The organism is Sorangium sp. So ce124 (assembly GCF_051525235.1).
GTDB lineage: Bacteria > Myxococcota_A > Polyangia > Polyangiales > Polyangiaceae > Sorangium > Sorangium atrum.
The window spans coordinates 1314918-1327942 of sequence record NZ_CP150312.1; the positions used below are offsets into that span (position 1 = coordinate 1314918).

A 13025-nucleotide genomic window follows, 5' to 3' on the forward strand; every position below is an offset into this window, starting at 1 on the left:
CGAGTGATGGCGAGCGGCCGCGATGAGCGCTTCGCGCGCGAGGAGGGCCAGCGACGGGAAGCGCTCATGCGCGCGCGAATCTAGCCGGAGCTCCGCCATCGCCGCAAGCGAGTGCCGAGACGACGCCGCCCGGCCTCACGCACGCAGCGCGCTGGCCGGAGAAGGCCTCCTTGCCCTCACCCCACGTTGGTACAAGGTCCTGGGGGACGGCGAGGAGACAACGCGCCTCGACCTAGATCCACACTTCGCCCAGCAGCGGCAGCACGCCCAGTTTGACGTCGCGCGACGCCCGCCCGAGGCGCTCCGCCAGGCGCTCTCCCTGCATCGCTGGGAGCGCGACCGCGGGGCGATCGAGGGGCAGAAAGAAATTGTCCCAGTGCGAGAAGAGCACCGCGCGCGGCGACAGGGCGCGCGCGACGCGCTCGGGGAAATCGCGCGAGGCGGTCCATCCGGCCACGCAGAGCAGGAGCAGGTCGGGCTCCCTGCAATCGAGGCCCGCCTCGACGAGCTCCGCGCTGCCCAGGTGGACAATGCGCCGGCCCGCGACCCGGATCTCCACCGCAAAGACGGCGCCGCACCGGTAACGCTCGGCCCGGAGCGGGACCTGGTCGCAATCGGAGATGTCGCCGGGGAAGGGGACCCGGCCGAGCAGCAGGCGGGAGTGAGCGCTCGGGAAGAAGCGCAGCTGGAACGGGCCGACCTCGGCGACCACGGGCTCGCCGCCCGGCGCGCGCTCGACGTCGCGCACGCGCGCCGCGGGGACGCCGGAAGCGCGGCAGAGCGCCGCCGCGGAGCGCGAGCCGAAGACCGTGGCCCCGGTGCGAAGAGCGATGTCCGGGATGTCGAGCGCGTGATCGAAATGGGTGTGGCCCGCGATGACGGCGTCGGCGCGCGGCGCGTGGCGCGCGATGGCGGCCACGTCGGGGACGAGCTGGCCAACCACGCAATGGAGGAGCGGAGCGCGCGTGAGATACGGATCGATGAGCACCACCGCGCCGGCGTGCTCGATGGCGAAGCCCGCCGTGCCCAGCCACCGTACCCGGACCGCGCCCGCCGGCGCGAGCGACCGCGGGGAGAACGTGTCGGCGATCATCGGTGCGGGCATCGGCGCGGGCTCGTCCGGCCGGCAGACGGGGTGAGTCGGTGCGGCGTGCTCATCGAGATCGAGACCGGATCGGGATCGAAACGTACGCCAGTGTCCCTGTTTCGGGCGACCGAAGCTCGTCCGCTCGGTTACGATTGTCCGTCGTGGCAGACCGAACGCGCGCCGGCACGATCGCCGCCCTCGCCGCGCTGTACTTCGCCCAGGGCATCCCGTTCGGCTTCCAGGCGACGGCGCTCCCCGTCTTCCTTCGGGCGAGCGGCGTCTCGCTCTCCGGCGTGGGCTTCGCCGGAGCGCTCGCGATCCCGTGGGCGGCAAAGGCGCTGTGGGCGCCGCTCGTCGACCGCTACGGCTGGGAGCGGATCGGCAGGCGCCGCTCGTGGATCCTGCCGCTCGGGGTGCTGCTCGCGCTCACGTGCGCGGCCGCCGCGTTCGTCCCGCCGTCGCGCCACCTCGGCGCCCTGCTCGCGCTGGTCTTCCTGATGAACCTGCTCGCGGCCACCCAGGACATCGCGGTCGATGGGCTCGCGATCGACCTGCTCGGGCGCGGCGAGCTCGGCCTGGCGAACGCCGCGCAGGTGGTCGGCTACAAGGTCGGCATGCTCGCCGCCGGCGGGCTGCTCGTCTGGGCGAGCGCCTGGATCGGCTGGAGCGGTCAGTTCGGGGCGATGGCCGTGCTCGTCTTCCTCTCGGCGCTGGCCTCGCTCGCGCTGCGCGAGCCTCCCGCGGGCGAGGTCGAGGCGCACGCGCGCCGGTCGCTCCGCGAGGTGCTCGCGACGGTCCTCGCCGCCCTGCGGGCGCCCGGCGCGCTCTGGGTCGTCGCGTTCCTCGGGACCTACAAGCTCGGCGAGGCGATGGTCGACATGATGTTCAAGCCGTTCCTCGTCGACGCCGGCTTCCTGCCGCACCAGATCGGCCTCTGGGTGGGCACGTACGGCCTCGTCGCGTCGATCGCCGGCTCGCTCGCGGGAGGCCTCCTGTCGCACCGGATCCCGCTGCTCGCCGCCGTCGGGGTGACCTCGGCGCTGCGCACCGTCGCGATGGCGGGCGAGTGGTACCTCGCCGCGGCGGGGGCGCCCACCGCGAATGCCGTCGTCGCGGTCACCGTGGCCGAGCACCTCTTCGGCGGCGCCCTCACGACCGCGGTGTTCGCTTTCATGATGTCGCGTGTCCGGCGGTCGGTCGGCGCGACGCACTACACGCTGCTGGCCAGCGTGGAGGTGCTCGGCAAATCACCCGCGGTGTGGCTCTCGGGCGCGCTCGCCCAGCGGCTCGGCTATGCAGGCCTGTTCGCCCTGGGGACCGTGATCTCGGTTGTCTTTCTCGGGCTGCTCTTGCCGCTGCGCGAGCGGAGAGCGGGCGAGGGGTGAGCGGGCCCGGCCGTCCCATTTTGCCCCACTGCCCCATTTCGCCCCAGTTCCGTGACGTGGCGAAATTGAATCGTAGAGGCAAGTAGGACGCCGAAGACGCCGAAGACGCCGAAGACGCCGAAACGCCGAGGGAAAGAGGAGAGATGGAGAATTTTTGCTCTCTCCTCTTCCCTCGGCGCCAACGGTGCCCACGATGGCTCTTTTTCTCACGAGCTCAGGGGACAGCCTTCTTCGTCGCGGCGCTTGCTGGTGCGAAAGACGATGATCCGCGCGCCCACTTCATGATATAACCAGACAGCGCTACGGCTGACCGCTGCAAGAATCGCTCGTGACCGCGCTCGCCCGACTTCATCCATCGATCGCCCGGCCGGCGACGACCCTCATCCCCCCAGGGGGGTGAGAGCCTCCTGGGGGCCAGGGAGCTCGAGGTCGGCCACGATCCGGGAGGCGAGCGCCTGGTAACGGCCGTGCCGTCGTGCCGCACGCGCTGGTTGATGAATGACGCCTTCAGCGCTCCGCCTTCGGGCAAATGGAGCACCATCTCAGCATCGCCCTATTTGTAAATAGTATTTTATAAGTCCACAGCGTGCGGCAGCTCGCCGCACTGCGCGGCGCCGCCATGCGGTCGCCGCGACGAGGAGCTCTCCCATGAGAACCGCCTATCTGTCGATCTCTGCCTCTACGCTCGCGCTCGCCTCGATGATTTCCGGCTGCATGGCGACAGCCGAGCCACACGACGATAACGAAGACGCCATCGGCGAGGGCGCGGCGGCGCTCCTCTCCTGCTCGGTGCTCCCCTCCGGCAACATCGTCACGAACGGCAGCTTCGAATCGCCGAACGTGTCGTCCGGCACGTCGTCGATATACAACGGCTCGATCACCGGCTGGCAGGCCGCCTATGGTCAGATCCAGATCCATGACCACTCGAACGGCATGAGCCCCGCGCACGGCAGCCAGCACGTCGAGCTGGACGCCACGGACTCGAGCGGCATCTATCAGAACCTCACGACCGTGCCGGGAGCGACCTACCAGCTCCGGTTCGCCTTCGCCGCGCGCCCCGGCACCAACGCGAGCCAGAACGTGCTCGGCGTCGTCTGGGGCGGCCAGCAGGTGGCCACCCTCACGACCGCCAGCTCCGCGTGGGTCAATTACACCTATACCCTCGTGGCCTCCGGCACGACGACGCGCCTCCAGTTCAACGATCTGGGCATCTCGAACGGCCAGGGGACGCTCCTCGACAATGTCACCGTGGTCGCCGCCGATACGGACCAGGACGGGGTGTTCGATTCATGCGACAACTGCCCGGCGCAGGCCAACCCCTCCCAGGCCGACGCAGACGCCGACGGCATCGGCGACGCCTGCGAGCCCCCCCCGCCGGCCGAGCCCCTGTGCGTGGTCGTGCAGCGCGGCACCTACGGGAGCGTGCAGGATGCGCATATCCAGCCCGGCGTCTCGTGGCCGTACGGCGATTACCCGTATGTCGTCATGAACACGTTCCCCGAGGGCGTGCAGCTGGGCGTGCTGGCCTTCGATCTGTCGTTCATCCCGGCGGGCTCCGACGTCGAGTCCGCGACCCTCTCGCTGTCTCACACGTGGAAGGAGAGCGCCAGCACCATCGAGCTGCACCGCGTGAACGGACCCTGGCAGGAGTCGACCGTGCACGCCGGCAACTTCCCCGGGTACAACGCGGCCGTCGAGGCCTCGATCTCCACCGTCGCCCAGGCGAGCGCCGTCGTGACCGCCAACGTGGCGGCCCTCGTGCAGTCCTGGGTGGATGGTTCCCCGAACTACGGCGTCGCGCTCCACGATGTGAACGGTCGGACCGACATCCGATCGAGCGAGCAAACGAACATCGCCCCCCGGCCGAAGCTCGAGGTCTGCTACACGCCGGCCCAGTAGCGGGATCCGGCCGAGGTGCGGAGGGGCACGCCGGGGCACGATCCCTCGGGTGTCCCGGGCGATCTCGGGATGTCGCCACGTCGCGCCTCCTTCGTCACCTCGGCCACGCTCGTTTGCCGAGAACCTGACGCCGCGCTCCGCCTTTGATAGCAAGCGGAGCCGCGGTGATCTCGCGCAGGAAGCTCCTCCTCGGTCTCGCCGGCGCCGCCGGCGCAGCCGCCCTCTCACGGGCGCTCGCCCCGGGCTCCCCGCGCGAGATCGCGGCGCGGCGCGCCCTCAAGCTCCCGATCGCGCCGAGCGGGTGGCCCTTTCCAGGGGCCCGCGTCGTCGCCCCCTCCGCCGTCTTTCCGCCGGATTTCGGGGTCCGCCGCGTCTACCTCGACGCCGGACATGGCGCCCCTGGCAACTCCGGCAACCTCTCGTGCTTCTGCGTCGACGAGCAGGACTTCACCCTCGCCGCGGCGCGCGCCCTCGCCGAGCGGCTCGTCGCCACGGGGCGCTTCGAGGCGCGCGTGGGCAGGACCGGCGACCGGCCGTTGCCCTACGCGGAGCGCGTCGAGGACGCCGCCCGGTGGGGCGCCGACGCCTTCGTCAGCCTGCACTCGGACGTGCGCGGCAGGACCGAGACGTGGTCGCCCGGCCAGGGCCGCCAGTGCCCGCTCAGCCTCGCCGCGCCGGGGTTCGCCGTCCTGTGGTCCGACGAAGGCGAGCCTGCCCTCTGCGCCCTCCGGCTCGCGCTCGCGCGCGGCTTCGCGAGGCGCATGGAAGAAGCAGGCCTGTTGCCCTACGACGGCGCCGCGTACAGCGGCCTGTACGAGCCGGACACCGCCCAGCCCGGCGTCTTCCTCGACAGGCGCCCCCCGGGACAGCGCATCTTCGTGCTGCGCCGCCCCTCCATGCCCTCCATCCTCGTCGAGACCCACCACGCGCTCGACGCCCGCGAGGCGACCCGCTGGACCGAGCCCGCCACGCTCGACGCCTTCGCCGCCGCTGCGGCCGCCGCGCTGGCCGATGCGCTCGGCGCTGCGGGGGCGCCGGCCAGCGCGCTCGGCGGCGCCGGCGCGCCGGCCTCCCCGCCGCCCACCTGACGCGCGTCAGGATGCCCGCGCGTGCGGCATCTCCTCGGGCGCCTCCAGGCGGATCGAGCGGAGCCGCAGGCAGAGCGCGAGCGCCTCGTCGAGCGTGTTCACCAGGTAGAACTCGAGCGAGCTCCTCACCTCGGCCGGCAGATCGTCGAGATCCGCCTCGTTGTCCGCCGGCAGCAGGATCTCGAAGATCCCCGCGCGGTGCGCCCCCAGCACCTTCTCCTTGATCCCCCCGATCGGCAGCACCGTCCCGCGAAGCGTGATCTCCCCCGTCATCGCGATGTCGCTCCTGACCGGCCTGCCCGACAGGGCGCTCACCAGCGCCACCGCCATCGTCACGCCCGCGCTCGGCCCGTCCTTCGGCACCGCCCCCGCCGGAACATGGATGTGAACGTCCCGCCGCTGCAGCCGATCGGACGGCACGCCGAGCTCCGCCGCGTGCGCGCGCGCATAGCTCAGCGCCGCGCGGCCGCTCTCCTTCATGACGTCGCCCAGCTGCCCCGTGAGGACGAAATCGCCCTTGCCGGGCATCACGCTCGCCTCGACGTGCATGATGTCGCCACCCATCTGCGTGTAATACATGCCGGTCGCGACCCCCGGCTGATCGTACTGCAGCCTCCGCTCAAGGCGCATCTTCGCTCGGCCGAGCAATTCCTTCACGTCTTCATCGGCGCCCACCACAGCCCGCTCGATCTCGCCGCCCGCGATCCTGCGCGCGGCCTTCCGCGCCAGCGCGCCGAGCGTCCGTTCCAGCTGGCGTACGCCCGCCTCGCGCGTGTATCCGCTGATGATCCCGCCGAGCGCCGTGCCCGTCACGCGCAGCTGCTCCTCGCGCAGCCCGCACTCCTTCCGCTGCCGGGGGAGCAGGTACTTCCGGGCGATCTCGTGCTTCTCCTGCTCCGTGTATCCGGCGAACAGCGCGGGCTCCATCCGGTCGAACAGGGGAGGGGGGATCGTCTCCCGGAAGTTCGCCGTGCAGATGAACAGCACCTCGGACAGGTCGAACGGCAGGCCGAGGTAGTGGTCGACGAAGCCGTCGTTCTGCGCCGGATCCAGCACCTCGAGCAGCGCCGCGCCGGGATCGCCCTGGTAGGAGGCGCCGAGCTTGTCGACCTCGTCGAGGACGATCACAGGGTTCTTCGAGCCCACCCGCTTGATGCCCTGGAGGATGCGGCCGGGCATCGCGCCCACGTACGTGCGCCGGTGGCCGCGGATGTCCGCCTCGTCGCGCGCCCCGCCCAGCGAGACGCGGACGTACTTGCGCCCGAGCGCCCGCGCGATCGACTCCGCGATGGACGTCTTGCCGGTCCCGGGCGGACCGAGGAAGAGCAGGATCGGCCCGCGGGAGATCGCGCGGCTCCGCTCGCCTTCGCTCCTCGCCTGCTCCAGGCGCAGCTTCCGGACGGCCAGGAACTCGAGCACCCGGTCCTTCACGTCGCCCAGGCCGTAGTGATCCTCGTCGAGGATCGCCCGCGCCCGATCGAGATCGACGTGGTCGTCGGTCCGCTGGTTCCAGGGCAGATCCGCCACCCACTCGAGCCACGTCATGAGGACCTGCGCCTCGGGCGACGTCTCCCGCCCCATGCGCCGCAGCCGCGCGAGATCGCGCCGGGCCTCCTGCAGGATCTCCGGCGGCAGGTTGGCCCGCTGCAGCTTGTGCTCCAGACGTGCCGCTGCGTTCTCGTCGTCTTCCTCGCCGAGCTCCTTCTGGATCGCGCGCAGCTGCTCGCGCAGGTAGATCTCCCGCTGCCGCTCGCCGAGCTCCTCCTCGACGGTCGTCCTGATCTTCTCCTGGGTCTCGACGATGCCGATCTGCCGGTAGAGGTGCAGCGCGAGGCTGCGCATCCGCTCTTCCGTCGAGAGGATCTCGAGCAGCGCCTGCTTCTCGGGGGTCGGGAGGTCCAGGTAGAAGGCGATGTGGTTCACGAGCTCGGCCGGGCCGTACATGCTGCCGACGAACTGCTTGAGCACGTCCTCCGGCGCGCCGCGGTGCCGGCCGTACTCGACGGCGCGCTCGCGCACCTCGCGGGAGAGCGCCTCGAGGGCGCCGTCCTCCTCTGGACGGAGGGGTAGATCGGCGAGCTCGATGACGGGGGCGCGGATCACGCCGTCGACCTCGGTGTAGCGGGGCGCGGCCGCTCGCCGCTCGCAGTAGAGCACGAGCTGAAGGCCCGACCCGAACCGCTGCACCTGGGTGATGCGGGCGATCACGCCGATCGAGAAGAGGCCGCCCGCGGTGGGCTCCTCGGCGGCGTCGCGCTGGGCGACCGCGAAGATGCGCTTGTCTTCTCCCTCGACCCGGAGGGCGGCCTCCACCGCGCGGAGCGTCTTCAACCGTCCGACAGTGATGGGCGTCGCTATCCCAGGGAAGAGGACGGTGTCGCGCAACGAGAGCACGGGCAACGATCGGCGCTCGGGCATGACCGGCCTTTGTGCGAACGTCATGCCATGGAGGACCGTACCGAAAACTCCTTTCGGCGCGGAAGCATCGAGAATCGTGGTCAGCCGAGCGCGGAGCGGTGGTAGGGTCGGCTCGCGATGCCCGCGGACACCTTCACGTTTCAGGCGGACGACGGCCGAGAGCTCTTCGTGTACCGCTGGCTCCCGGACGGCGGGGCGCGCGGCGTCGTCCACGTCGCGCACGGCATGTCGGAGCACGCGGGCCGCTACGCGCGCCTCGCGCAGACGCTCTGCGCCGCCGGGTGGGCCGTCTACGCGAACGACCACCGCGGCCACGGCGCGACGGCGCGCGGGAGCGACGAGCTCGGCTTCTTCGCGAGCCAGGGCGGCTTCCAGCGGGTCGTCCGCGATCTCGCGCAGCTCCTCGCGCGCGCGCGGGGCGAGCACCCCGGCCTGCCGGTCGTCCTCTTCGGCCACAGCATGGGCGCCGCCCTCGCGCAGGAGATCCTGATCGAGCATGGCGGCTCGATCGACGGCGCGGTGCTCTCCGGCGCCGCGGGCAAGGCGAACGCGCTCGTGGACGCGGGCCGGCTCGTGGCCCGCGCGGAGCGGAGGCGGCTGGGCGAGCGCGGCAAGAGCCAGCTCCTCCAGACGATGAGCTTCGACAGCTTCAACAAGGTGTTCGCGCCGACGCGCACGCCCTTCGACTGGCTCTCTCGCGATCGCGCCGAGGTCGACGTGTACATGGCCGATCCCCGCTGCGGCTTCCCCGCGACGACCTCGCTCTGGGTCGACCTGCTCGACGGGATGGCGGCGCTGGCGCGCCCCGAGCGGCTCTCGCGCATCCCGAAGGACCTGCCCCTCTATGTCTTCTCCGGCTCTCGCGATCCGGTCGGCGGGCTGCTCAAGGGCGTCACCCAGATGATCGAGGCGTACCGCGCCGCCGGCCTCCGCAGGGTGGCGCAGCGGTTCTACCCCGGCGGGCGCCACGAGATGCTGAACGAGATCAACCGCGAGGAGGTCGTGCGGGACCTGCTCGCGTGGCTCGCCGCCGAGGTGGCGAGCGAGGCGAGAGCTCCGGAGAGGCCCGCGCAATCGGGCGCCGGGCCGCGCGCCGGCGCCGCGCCCGGCTGACGGCGGGGGCCGGCATGGGCAGCAAGGGGCGGCCGTACCGCACGCTCACGATCGATGGCTTCGAGGTGCTCGTCGGCCGCGGCGACGACGACAACGACGCGCTCACCTTCGAGATCGCCGAGCCGCACGATCTCTGGCTGCACGTGGCCGGCGGTACGCCGGGCAGCCACGTGATCGTGCGCAACCCCGAGCGCGTGGAGGTCCCGCGCGAGGTGGTCGAGCGCGCCGCGGCGGCGGCGGCGTGGTACTCGAAGGCGAGGAGCGCCGCCAAGGTGGAGGTCCACGTCTGCCGTGTGGCCGACGTGAGCAAGCCGCGGGGGTCGCCCGCGGGGCTCGTTCAGCTCGCGCGGTGGAAGAGCGTGCGCGTGCGGCCGGAGATCCCCGGGCGCGATCCGGGGTAAGCGAGCGTCGGCGAGCGCCGGCGCGCGTCGTGCAGTGGCCCCTGTTCGCCAGGCGCTCGCGAACGGCTAGACTGTGGCCGTGCAGCTTCGTATCGAAGGGGATCGATTGACGCTCACCCTGAAAGGCGCCGAGCGGCTGTGGGCCGTGAGGCTCCGGCCCATCGTGGTTCCCCGCGAGCACGTGGCGCGGGCGGAGGCGGCGCTGCCGCCCTCCACATGGAAGGAGATCCGCGCGCCCGGGACGGCCCTGCCGGGGGTCATCAAGGCGGGGACGTACTTCACCGCGCACGGCAAGGAGTTCTGGTACTGGGTGCGGAGCCGGAAGGAGCACCCGCTGACCATCGAGCTCGAGGGGGAGTGGTATCGGCGGCTCGTCCTCACCATCGACGATGCTGCCGGCTGGGCAGAGCGGATCAACGCCTGGGCCAGCGGCTGAGTCATCCGAGCCCGAGGGCCGAGGCGGCGCACCGTCCGCGAGCGGCGGCAGGGTGACGGCGAGCCCCGCGGCGCCCCTTGGCCGCGAAGGTGGAGCTCGGGGTCCCAGGATCCGGCGCGGAGCGCGGACCGGGAGCCTCCGTACGATTTGTGACGGCCGGCAGGGGCGCAGCGCAACCTGAGCGAGACGAGCTCCCTTCCCATCACCCGCAGAGGACCCATGACTCACGCGTATCGACTCGCTTCCTTCTCGATTCTCGGCTTGCTGGTCGCTTGCAGCTCGACGGATCCCGATGCCACGTCGGGCGCAGGCGCGGCCTCTGGAGGAGCCACCGGCGGCAGCAGCGGAAGCACGGCCACGGGCGACGCCACGACGAGCGGCGCCGGTACGGGCGACGCCGGCGCGGGCGGCGCCGGTACGGGCGATGCCGGCGCGGGCGGCGCCGGCACGGGGGGAACCGGGGGCTCCGGCGGGGCCGGCGGAGCGGCGACGCCGGCGGATGCCGCGGCCATGGTCCCCGACATGGGTATCGGGGCGAACATCGGCAACACGCTGGAGAACACCACCGCCTGGGAGACGGGCTGGGGCCAGCCGCTGATCACGAAGACGTTCATCGACGGCATGGCCAGCCACGGCATCAAGACGGTGCGTGTGCCCGTGGCCTGGGACACCTACGCCGCCAACGGCACTATCGACGCCGCCAAGATGGCCCGAGTCAAGGAGGTGGTGGGCTGGATCGAGGCCGCCGGAATGTACTCGATCGTGAATATCCACTGGGACGGGGGCTGGATCTACAACGAGGACAACGCCGATAAGTACAAGCTCACCGACGCCGTCAAGACCAGGTTCGCGTCCTACTGGACGCAGATCGCCACGGCCTTCAGCGACGTCGGTCACAAGCTGATCCTCGAGGGCATGAACGAGGAGGGGAACTACTGGGTCAACGGCGTTCACGACGGCGGGACGCCGGACTACGCCGCCCTGAACGAGATGAACCAGCTCTTCGTCACCACCGTGCGCGAGCAGGGCGGCTACAACGCGAGCCGCGCCCTGCTCATCGCCGGCTTCGTGACGGACATCGACAGGACCTGTGTGAGCGATTTCAAGGTGCCGACCGATCCGGCCGGCACGAAGAGCCTCTTCCTCTCGATCCATTACTACACGCCCTACACCTTCTGCGGCCTCGACACGGTGGAGAGCTGGGGCTCTCCCAAGACGACGTGGGGCTCGGAGCCCGAGAAGGCGGAGCTGAAGAGCAAGTTCGACACGCTCGGCGCGTTCAGCGCGCAGCGGAGCATCCCGATCATCCTCGGCGAGTTCGGCGTCACGCTGGGCACGAACTACCCCCGTGAGCCCGCGTCGCGGACGCTGTGGATGCGGTCGGTGGTGGAGGCGGCGAAGTCGCGCGGCGTCGTCCCCGTGCTGTGGGACACGGGGACGGACATCAAGCGCACGGACGGCTCGTTCTCGACGGAGTGGCAAGCTGTCGTGAGCGCCGTCAACCGGTAGTCGGCGCTCCGGCGGCGCGGAGGGCGCGCCGCCGGTCGTCGCTTGGTTCGGCCACCGCGAAGCCGGACGGTGGCGCGAAACCACCGCCACGCTGCCCGCGGGGCCCAGCCGCCCGCGCATGCGCTGCGCATGCTGCGCTGGAGCGGGGTCTACCTGGGCACGCCCTTCACGTTCTACGATTACATCAACATTCGCACGGACTTCCTCACGAGCACCTGGGGGAGCACGGCCGCGGCGCGCCGGAGGGTCATCACCCACGAGTTCGGGCACAGCGTGCGGCACGTCGCCGACGGCGATCTGAACCACTGGAATGGTGACGACGTGGCCTATGTCTATGGACGATCTCACGACGGCTCCGAGATCGCCAACCCGGGGTACGCCTTCAACGAGGGCTTCGCGAACTACTGGGAGCAAGCCCGGGTCGGCGCGCGCGGACGCCTCCGCGGCGGCGGGGCCGCGTGCCCGTCGACCCAGTACCGGGACTGGAACGAGAAGCGCATCGCCAACGCGCTGCTCGATCTCTCCGATGTCGTGGGCGACGGCGCGATGATCCAGGTGCTGGAGGCGAACCCGGGTGCGATCCACAGCCTTTACGAGTTCCAGGCGCGGCTCCACGTGCAGAACCCCGCCGTCCCGGCCCCCGCCGCGGTGCCTGCCTGCCCGCCCGGCTTCAGCGATGACGGCGCGACGTGCTCCTCCACGGTGGCAAAACCGAGCTACGGGCGCGGCGTCGGCACGGCGCCGACGCTCTGCGGCGCGGGCCAGCAATACGACGCGGGTCTCTGCTATCCGGCCTGCGCGTCGGGCTACTACGGGGTCGGCCCGGTGTGCTGGCAGAGCTGCCCGTCCGGGTACTCGGACGACGGCCTCACGTGCCGGCGCGACGCGCAGATCATCAACGCCAACAACTCCGCGTGCCCCTGGTATGACGCCTGCGGCCTGACCTTCGCCAAGGGCTGCTCCACGTGCCCGACGGGGTATACCAACGACGGCTGCACGTGCCGTCGCGACGCGCACATCTTCGCCAAGAGCTCTTACGGGCGCGGCGCCGGCTCCGTGCCGACGAGCTGCGGCGCGGGCCAGCAGCTCGACGCGGGTCTTTGCTATCCCGCCTGCGCCTCCGGCTACAGCGGCGCGGGCCCCGTGTGCTGGGGGAGCTGCCCGGTCGGCTATGTCGACTTCGGCGCGACGTGCACGAAGGTCATTTCGAAGTGATCGGCGGGCCGTTTGCCTCCTCGACGAGGGCGGGCCTCGTTGCACCCCGCCCACCCGCGCGGTAGGCCGAGGAGCACCCCGCCGCTCCGCGGCAGGCGGAGCACCGAAAAGGAGCTCCCCTGCACCACGAGCAGGGTACGAGCCGCCCTCGTCGGCCCCGCGCGGCGCCTCGTCTGTTCGGGTCGGGCGCCGGACACACGCCGACCGGAGCGAGCTCGTCACGCGGCTGCTCCCGGCAGCCCCGAGCGACGCGGACGCGGGCAACGTGCGCCCCCTCGCCGTCGGCTCCCCATCCCCGAGGAGGGACGCGCCCTCGCGCTGGCCTTCCTCGGCGCGAGGCCCTCGCCTTCGATCGTGCCGCGGAGCACTTCGCCGCCGCGCTCGATGCGGCGCCGGCAGGCGAGGGCGAGGCGCACGGAACAGGACGACCGGCGGCTCGTCGCCGGCGCTCCGAGGGGCTCCGCGACGCTGATT

The 13025-nt window shown here is 71.4% G+C and carries 10 protein-coding genes; 8 read left to right on the forward strand and 2 right to left on the reverse strand.

Going from position 1 to position 13025, the window contains the following annotated elements; genetic code table 11:
* Positions 1-232: 232 nt before the first annotated feature.
* Complete coding sequence (locus tag WMF19_RS04825) at positions 233-1105, reverse strand: MBL fold metallo-hydrolase (RefSeq protein ID WP_437897985.1); 873 nt, start codon at positions 1103-1105, stop codon at positions 233-235.
* A 143-nt stretch (positions 1106-1248) separates the two neighbouring features.
* Between WMF19_RS04825 and WMF19_RS04830 the strand changes: the two genes are divergently transcribed.
* From WMF19_RS04830 to WMF19_RS04840, 3 genes are all read left to right on the forward strand, one after another.
* Positions 1249-2472, forward strand: a complete 1224-nt coding sequence (locus WMF19_RS04830) for an MFS transporter (RefSeq protein WP_437897986.1) — start codon at positions 1249-1251, stop codon at positions 2470-2472.
* Positions 2473-3120: 648 nt separating this feature from the next.
* Positions 3121-4371, forward strand: a complete 1251-nt coding sequence (locus WMF19_RS04835; RefSeq protein WP_437897987.1) for a DNRLRE domain-containing protein — start codon at positions 3121-3123, stop codon at positions 4369-4371.
* Positions 4372-4535: 164 nt separating this feature from the next.
* Entirely contained in the window at positions 4536-5459 is a 924-nt protein-coding gene (locus tag WMF19_RS04840; protein WP_272100210.1) for an N-acetylmuramoyl-L-alanine amidase family protein, read from the forward strand.
* A gap of 6 nt (positions 5460-5465) precedes the next feature.
* Here the strand turns inward: WMF19_RS04840 and lon are convergent, their stop codons facing one another.
* Positions 5466-7877, reverse strand: a complete 2412-nt coding sequence (gene lon / locus WMF19_RS04845; RefSeq protein ID WP_437897988.1) for an endopeptidase La — start codon at positions 7875-7877, stop codon at positions 5466-5468.
* A 117-nt stretch (positions 7878-7994) separates the two neighbouring features.
* On the opposite strand from lon, the gene WMF19_RS04850 reads away from it, so the two are divergent.
* The 5 genes from WMF19_RS04850 (at position 7995) to WMF19_RS04870 (ending at position 12551) form a co-directional block, all read left to right on the forward strand.
* On the forward strand, positions 7995-8990 hold the full coding sequence (locus tag WMF19_RS04850) for a lysophospholipase (protein ID WP_437897989.1): 996 nt from the start codon (positions 7995-7997) through the stop codon (positions 8988-8990).
* Between the two features lie 14 nt (positions 8991-9004).
* On the forward strand, positions 9005-9391 hold the full coding sequence (locus tag WMF19_RS04855) for an NFACT RNA binding domain-containing protein (RefSeq protein WP_437897990.1): 387 nt from the start codon (positions 9005-9007) through the stop codon (positions 9389-9391).
* 79 nt (positions 9392-9470) lie between these two features.
* Positions 9471-9827, forward strand: coding sequence for a hypothetical protein (locus tag WMF19_RS04860; RefSeq protein WP_437897991.1), 357 nt, complete (start codon positions 9471-9473; stop codon positions 9825-9827).
* A 219-nt stretch (positions 9828-10046) separates the two neighbouring features.
* The gene (locus WMF19_RS04865) at positions 10047-11336 is read left to right on the forward strand and encodes a glycoside hydrolase family 5 protein (protein WP_437897992.1); all 1290 of its coding nucleotides are present in this window, start codon (positions 10047-10049) and stop codon (positions 11334-11336) included.
* Between the two features lie 129 nt (positions 11337-11465).
* On the forward strand, positions 11466-12551 hold the full coding sequence (locus tag WMF19_RS04870; protein WP_437897993.1) for a hypothetical protein: 1086 nt from the start codon (positions 11466-11468) through the stop codon (positions 12549-12551).
* Positions 12552-13025: the final 474 nt, after the last annotated feature.